This is a genomic window from Neisseria sp. HMSC070F02 (assembly GCF_001814225.1).
GTDB lineage: Bacteria > Pseudomonadota > Gammaproteobacteria > Burkholderiales > Neisseriaceae > Neisseria > Neisseria meningitidis.
The window spans coordinates 1-6,187 of the sequence record NZ_KV815499.1; the positions used below are offsets into that span (position 1 = coordinate 1).

The window sequence follows — 6,187 nt, forward strand, 5'->3', positions numbered from 1 at the left end:
AATTTTTCGATTTCTGCCTCAACATCATAGCCGGCATCAATCACGGTTTCTTGAACATTGTGTCCGAGCGCGGTCAAAACTTCTTTCGCTTTTTTGTGAAGCGTGCGGTTTAACCCGCCGTGAGAATGTCCGAACGCCTTGCCGCCGTCTAATAATAAAATATTCATTTGTTACCTCGTTTGTGAATTGATGAATGTATTGTTCCGTTTTACTTTATAATTTAAAAGTGCAAAAATAAGAAAACACTTTTGCGTCAAATGAAATAATCAGATGTTTCAACACACGGGATGACACATAAAGCGTCTCCCTATGTGCCGTCCTGATTCGGAAGGGGTTACACCCCTCCCAAATAAAGTCTGATCCTGCCGCCCTAAAGGGCGGGGTTCCAACCGAAAAGGAAACACGATGAAAACCAATTCAGAAGAACTGACCGTATTTGTTCAAGTGGTGGAAAGCGGCAGCTTCAGCCGTGCGGCGGAGCAGTTGGCGATGGCAAATTCTGCCGTAAGCCGCATCGTCAAACGGCTGGAGGAAAAGTTGGGTGTGAACCTGCTCAACCGCACCACGCGGCAACTCAGTCTGACGGAAGAAGGCGCGCAATATTTCCGCCGCGCGCAGAGAATCCTGCAAGAAATGGCAGCGGCGGAAACCGAAATGCTGGCAGTGCACGAAATACCGCAAGGCGTGTTGCGCGTGGATTCCGCGATGCCGATGGTGCTGCATCTGCTGGCGCCGCTGGCAACAAAATTCAACGAACGCTATCCGCATATCCGACTTTCGCTCGTTTCTTCCGAAGGCTATATCAATCTGATTGAACGCAAAGTCGATATTGCCTTACGGGCCGGAGAATTGGACGATTCCGGGCTGCGTGCACGCCATCTGTTTGACAGCCGCTTCCGCGTAATCGCCAGTCCTGAATACCTGGCAAAACACGGCACGCCGCAATCTACAGAAGAGCTTGCCGGCCACCAATGTTTAGGCTTCACCGAACCCAGTTCTCTAAATACATGGGCGGTTTTAGATGCGCAGGGAAATCCCTATAAGATTTCACCGCACTTTACCGCCAGCAGCGGTGAAATCTTACGCTCGTTGTGCCTTTCAGGTTGCGGTATTGCTTGCTTATCAGATTTTTTGGTTGACAACGACATCGCTGAAGGAAAGTTAATTCCCCTGCTCGCCGAACAAACCTCCGATAAAACACACCCCTTTAATGCTGTTTATTACAGCGATAAAGCCGTCAATCTCCGCTTACGCGTATTTTTGGATTTTTTAGTGGAGGAACTGGGAAACAATCTCTGTGGATAATTCTATAAAAACCTGTCATAAAATTGTTTTTACTCACTTAATAACTTTGAGAAAAAATAAATAAGATGATGTATAGCCGCGGCAATGGCAGTCTATATGGGGAGCGTGATAGGGCTGTTCCTTATGTACGGCTTGTGTGTGGCAACATCGGCTTTCCAAATGACAAAATGCCGTCTGAAACCGCAAAACGGTTTCAGACGGCATTTTCAACCTGATTCAGGTATCAGTTGCGGTTTTTCAAACGCCCGTGCAACTCTTGAACGCTGTACACGCCCAGATGGTCGCGGCTTTTCGCGCCTTCGCTCATCGCTTCGCCGCCGGCAGTGGTGGTGTATTGCGGCACACGTTGCTGCAATGCGCTTTGGCGGATGATGTGGCTGTCGGACACGGATTGCGGATCGTTGGAAACGGTATTCACGACCAGTGCGATTTCACCGTTTTTCAGCGCGTCGCCGATGTGCGGGCGGCCTTCGGGGACTTTATTGATGGTTTGGACAATCAGCCCGTGTTCGGTCAGGTATTGCGCCGTGCCGCGTGTGGCGCAGATGCCGTAGCCTAAGGCTTGGAAGTTTTTGGCGGTTTTAATGACGCGTTCTTTGTCTTCTTCGCGCACGGAGAGGAAGATTTTGCCGGTCGGGTTGAGGCGTTCGCCCGCGCCGAGTTGGGCTTTGTAGTAGGCTTCGCCGAAGCTTGCGCCCACGCCCATGACTTCGCCGGTGGAGCGCATTTCCGGACCCAAAATCGTATCCACGCCCGGGAATTTGATGAAGGGGAACACGGCTTCTTTAACGGCATAGAAATCGGGGACAACTTCTTTTTCCACGCCTTGTTCTTTCAGGGAGATGCCTGCCATGCAGCGCGCGCCGACTTTGGCGAGCGGCACGCCGGTGGCTTTGGAGACGAAGGGCACGGTGCGGCTGGCGCGCGGGTTCACTTCCAATACGAACACTACGCCGTCCTGCACGGCAAACTGCACGTTCATCAGTCCGACCACGCCCAGCGCGTACGCCATCGCTTTGGTTTGGCGGCGGATTTCGTCTTGGATTTCTTCGCTTAAGGAGTAGGGCGGCAGCGAGCAGCCGGAGTCGCCGGAGTGGATGCCCGCCTGTTCGACGTGCTGCATGATGCCGCCGATAACCACATCTTTGCCGTCTGAAACGCAGTCCACATCGACTTCAATCGCGTTGTTCAGGAAGAAGTCGAGCAACACGGGGCTGTCTTCGGAAACCTGCACGGCTTCGCGCATATATTTTTGCAACTGCTCGGCGGAGTGGACAATCTGCATCGCGCGTCCGCCCAAAACATAAGACGGGCGCACGACCAGCGGATAACCGATTTCTTCGGCTTTGACGAGTGCTTCTTCTTCGTTGTGGGCGATGCGGTTGGGCGGCTGGCGCAGGCCTAAGTCGTTCAACACTTTTTGGAAGCGTTCGCGGTCTTCGGCGGCATCGATGCTGTCGGCGGACGTGCCGATGATGTTCACGCCGTTTTCAACCAGCGCGTTGGCGAGTTTGAGCGGGGTTTGACCGCCGTAATGCACAATCACGCCCCACGGGTTTTCGGTGCGGACGATTTCCAACACGTCTTCCAATGTCAGCGGCTCGAAATAGAGGCGGTCGCTGGTGTCGAAGTCGGTGGACACGGTTTCTGGGTTGCAGTTGACCATAATCGTTTCAAAACCGGATTCGCGCAGGGCGAGCGCGGCGTGAACGCAGCAGTAGTCAAACTCGATGCCCTGACCGATGCGGTTCGGGCCGCCGCCGAGAATCATCACTTTTTTGCGGTCGGAAGGACGCGCTTCGCATTCCTCTTCGTAAGTGGAATAGAGGTAGGCGGTTTCGGTGGCGAACTCGGCGGCGCAGGTATCGACGCGTTTGTAAACCGGATGCAGCTTCAGCGCGTAGCGGTGTTCGCGAACTTCTTTTTCGCTTACGTTCAACAATTGTGCCAAACGTTTGTCGGAGAAGCCTTTGCGTTTCAGACGGCGTAGGGCGGCGAAATCCAAATCACTCAAAATGCCGTCTGAAACCGCTTTTTCTTCCTTCATCAAGTCTTCGATTTGCGCCAGGAACCAAGGGTCGATGGCGCAGATTTCGTGGATTTCTTCCAGCGTGAAGCCCGCGCGGAACGCGTCTGCCACAAACAGCATACGTTCGGGGCCGGGGTTTGCCAGTTCGCGGCGGATTTCCGCTTTGTCGGAGCTTCTCGGATTGAAGCCGCACAAGCCTGTTTCCAAGCCGCGCAGGGCTTTTTGGAAGCTTTCCTGAATCGTGCGGCCCATCGCCATCACTTCGCCCACGGATTTCATCTGCGTGGTCAGGCGGTCGTCTGCGGCAGGGAATTTTTCAAACGCAAAACGCGGGATTTTGGTTACCACATAGTCGATGGACGGCTCGAATGACGCGGGGGTTTTGCCGCCGGTGATGTCGTTGCGCAACTCGTCCAGCGTAAAGCCGACCGCCAGTTTCGCCGCCACCTTCGCAATCGGGAAGCCCGTCGCTTTGGAAGCCAGCGCGGACGAACGGCTCACGCGCGGGTTCATCTCAATCACAATCATCTCGCCGTTTTCAGGGTTTACTGCAAACTGAACGTTTGAGCCGCCGGTATCCACGCCGATTTCACGCAACACTGCCAACGAAGCGTTGCGCATGATTTGGTATTCCTTGTCCGTCAGCGTTTGCGCCGGCGCAACCGTAATCGAGTCGCCTGTATGCACGCCCATCGGGTCGAAGTTTTCAATCGAGCAGATGATGATGCAGTTGTCGTTCTTATCGCGCACCACTTCCATCTCGTACTCTTTCCAGCCGAGAACGGACTGCTCAATCAACAGCTCGTGCGTGGGCGACGCATCGAAACCGCGTTCGCAAATCGCCAAAAACTCGTCTTTATTGTAGGCAATGCCGCCGCCCGAACCGCCCATGGTGAAAGAAGGACGAATCAGGGTAGGGAAGCCGACCTGTTCTTGCGCCGCCAAAGCTTCGTTCATCGTGTGGCAGACAAAAGATTTCGGGCAAGACAAACCGATTTTTTCCATCGCTTCTTTAAAGCGGCCGCGGTCTTCCGCCTTGTCAATCGCGTCTTCCGTCGCGCCAATCAGCTCGACATTGTATTTTGCCAGCACGCCGTTGCGTGCCAAATCCAGCGCACAGTTCAGCGCGGTCTGACCGCCCATCGTGGGCAGAATCGCATCAGGCCGCTCCTTGGCGATAATCTTCTCCACCGTCTGCCACATAATCGGCTCGATGTAGGTAACATCCGCCATTTCAGGGTCGGTCATAATCGTGGCGGGGTTGGAATTCACCAAAATGACTTTATAGCCTTCTTCACGCAAAGCCTTGCAGGCCTGTGCGCCCGAATAGTCAAATTCGCAGGCCTGACCGATAACGATAGGGCCGGCGCCGATGATAAGGATGGATTTTAGGTCGGTACGTTTGGGCATGGGTGGTTACTCTTGAATTAAAGAAGGTTGTTTTGTTACATAGCTTTTAAGAAAAGTATTTCCCTTTTCTAAAATTGAAGCTAAAACATCATCTTCTATGTTAGATAAAATATTCTCTAAATCTGCGCTTGATTTAATTTTAAAGAATTCTTTTGTTTGAGAATGGTATACAAGAGAAGGTTTATTTAGCTGTAAAAGTTCTGCTATATTATTTAATGAACCAATACTCTTACCATCCCATAAAATAAAGCCATAATCAGCAATTTCTGCCATTTTCTTATCTTTTGCTGTATAAAATACCCTTCCAGTTCCTTTGCTGTCTACTTGGACAAACTGCCAATTCCCCACATTATTTCGGTAAATTTTGCCAGAAAAGTAAATATGCACATTAGCATAATCTTGTTCTTGTAGAAATTTTTGGATAGCTTTATCAGCCCCATTAGCATCTCCAATAACAATATCAAAATTATTGCTAAGAATATTGTTAATTCTTTCTCGTATTTGTGGATTTAGTCGTGAAATGCTGCGTGAACCAGAAAAGAAAATAGTGCGCATTTTTATCCTCTAGTCTTTGTCATTGCTAAAACAATTACAGATCTAGCATTTTTTGAAAACAATTTTTCAGTTGATATTTCCAATGTTGCTCCGCTATCAAATAAATCATCAATTACTAAAATATTCTTATTGGATAGATCTATATTGTCAATTGTGATGGAATTATTCAGTATTTCTAGTTTTTCTGATTTTTCTTCAATATTTTTGAGTGGTGTGTGTGAGCTAGATTTTCTTAAAATAGGAGAATATGGAATATTCAAGCGATCACTTAGTTCTTTGGCAATTAATTGAACTGGTTGATTAATACGCTCTGTTGTAAAAGGGGCGGGAACAATTAAATTTATAGATTCTAAACCACTAAATTTTTGTAAAATATAGTCTACCAGCAAAGAAACATTTTGGGTTTGATTACGATATTTTAATTGATAAACCCATTCTCCAATCACACTTCTCTTGCTATCAAAGTGAGGATGCCCTAATTCATCATAACCTAACAAAATACTTTTTTGCATATGATGGTCTAAAGCAAATCCTTTTGTCCAGTTACCATTTAGTTCTATCGCCATTTCATTGACTCCTTGTCAAAATTAAGTATAACGAGCAATCCTAGCAAGCCGTAGCCCGCATGTAGGGTATGTGCGGTACGCACGCACGCGTTCTCCATTTTCCCTGCAACCCCAACCCACCGCGTGCGTGCCTTGCGGCACACTCTCTGCCGATGAGTTCAAAGGTCGTCTGAAAAAACGTTCGCGGCGTTTGTTCCACCTGCCTTGCGATAAAGGCTGCCTGAAAAATTCCCGCTGTTGATATTTCGGGCATTCTTTCTCAAACCGCCTGCAACCGCAAAATCCGCTGCAACCTGCCCCCTCCCCCGTGGGGGAGGGTTGG

General features: G+C 49.7%; 4 protein-coding genes and 1 pseudogene. 1 reads left to right on the forward strand and 4 read right to left on the reverse strand.

Features of this window, described 5'->3' with window-relative positions; genetic code table 11:
• A pseudogene (locus tag HMPREF2959_RS12680) lies at positions 1–167 on the reverse strand (flavodoxin family protein); the annotation flags it as partial.
• Positions 168–405: 238 nt separating this feature from the next.
• On the opposite strand from HMPREF2959_RS12680, the gene crgA reads away from it, so the two are divergent.
• Positions 406–1,305, forward strand: coding sequence for a LysR family transcriptional regulator CrgA (gene crgA / locus HMPREF2959_RS10205; protein WP_002243842.1), 900 nt, complete (start codon positions 406–408; stop codon positions 1,303–1,305).
• Positions 1,306–1,528: 223 nt separating this feature from the next.
• On the opposite strand, the gene carB is transcribed toward crgA, so the two are convergent.
• From carB to HMPREF2959_RS10220, 3 genes are read right to left on the reverse strand one after another with little or no spacing between them, the layout of a single operon-like run.
• Entirely contained in the window at positions 1,529–4,744 is a 3,216-nt protein-coding gene (gene carB, locus HMPREF2959_RS10210) for a carbamoyl-phosphate synthase large subunit (RefSeq protein ID WP_002243841.1), read from the reverse strand.
• Positions 4,745–4,750: 6 nt separating this feature from the next.
• Entirely contained in the window at positions 4,751–5,299 is a 549-nt protein-coding gene (locus tag HMPREF2959_RS10215) for a hypothetical protein (RefSeq protein ID WP_002214617.1), read from the reverse strand.
• A gap of 2 nt (positions 5,300–5,301) precedes the next feature.
• On the reverse strand, positions 5,302–5,865 hold the full coding sequence (locus HMPREF2959_RS10220; RefSeq protein ID WP_002214615.1) for a ComF family protein: 564 nt from the start codon (positions 5,863–5,865) through the stop codon (positions 5,302–5,304).
• Positions 5,866–6,187 lie beyond the last annotated feature (322 nt).